The organism is Streptococcus sp. GMD6S (genome assembly GCF_000297015.1).
In genome coordinates this window covers 1-923 of the sequence record NZ_AJRH01000189.1, presented here as the reverse complement: position 1 = coordinate 923, position 923 = coordinate 1, and the positions used below count along the sequence as shown (strand labels likewise).

General features: G+C 47.2%; 2 protein-coding genes. One reads left to right on the top strand and one right to left on the bottom strand.

Translation table 11 applies throughout. The annotated features are described in order from the left end of the window. The coding region (locus tag GMD6S_RS09580) for a M13-type metalloendopeptidase (protein WP_000316269.1) at positions 1–390 on the top strand (390 nt) is incomplete at its 5' end. Between the two features lie 38 nt (positions 391–428). On the opposite strand, the gene GMD6S_RS09575 is transcribed toward GMD6S_RS09580, so the two are convergent. Then, positions 429–923 (bottom strand): MBL fold metallo-hydrolase (locus GMD6S_RS09575; RefSeq protein WP_000299439.1); only part of this gene is annotated, 495 nt, incomplete at its 5' end.

Here is a 923-nt window from a genome sequence, read left to right as displayed (position 1 = left end):
ACAGAGAGTGACTATGCTGCCTTTAAAGAAAAAACGCAGAAAGTTATCGACCAGTTTGATGGGCAAGAATCTTACGGCGCAACGATTAACGGGAAACTAACTGTATCAGAAAATGTAGCGGACCTAGGGGGAATCGCCGCAGCCCTTGAAGCTGCCAAGAGAGAAGCAGACTTCTCTGCTGAAGAATTCTTCCACAACTTTGCTCGTATCTGGCGTATGAAAGGCCGTCCTGAGTTGATGAAACTTATGGCCAGTGTCGATGTGCACGCGCCTGCTAAACTCCGTGTCAATGTGCAAGTACCTAACTTCGATGACTTCTTTACAACCTATGATGTCAAAGAAGGCGACGGCATGTGGCGTTCACCAGAGGACCGTGTGATTATTTGGTAAGACAAAAACCAAGGATGTTATCCTTGGTTTTTTGCTTGCTAGAAAAAGGGATTAAAGGTCTTTTCGTGAGCGATGGTCGTAGCTGGACCATGCCCAGGATAGACATCGTAGTTAGGAAGAGTGAAGAGTTGCGTCTGAATGCTATGGAGGAGTTGTTCCGTGCTGCCTGTAGGAAGGTCTGTCCGTCCAATGGTCTCACGGAATAGGGCATCTCCGGTCAAGACTAGATGGGAGTCAGGAAAGACTAGGGAAACACCGCCAATAGAGTGGCCTGGGGTTGGTAGAACAGTAAAATGAAATTCCTCAAGCTGGTATTCCTCATGAAAGACAAAGGTGTGTTCTGCTGGTTTACAGACGACATCTGCCATATCATCATGACGAGGGAGACCAGAGAGATTATCGACTGGAGTATAAAGCCAAGATGCTTCACTCTCTGCGACATAAACTGGAGGATTTCCAAAAGTCTTACGCACCAAGTCCAGACTCATAATATGGTCGTAGTGGGTGTGGGTCAGGAGAATCGCACAGACTGG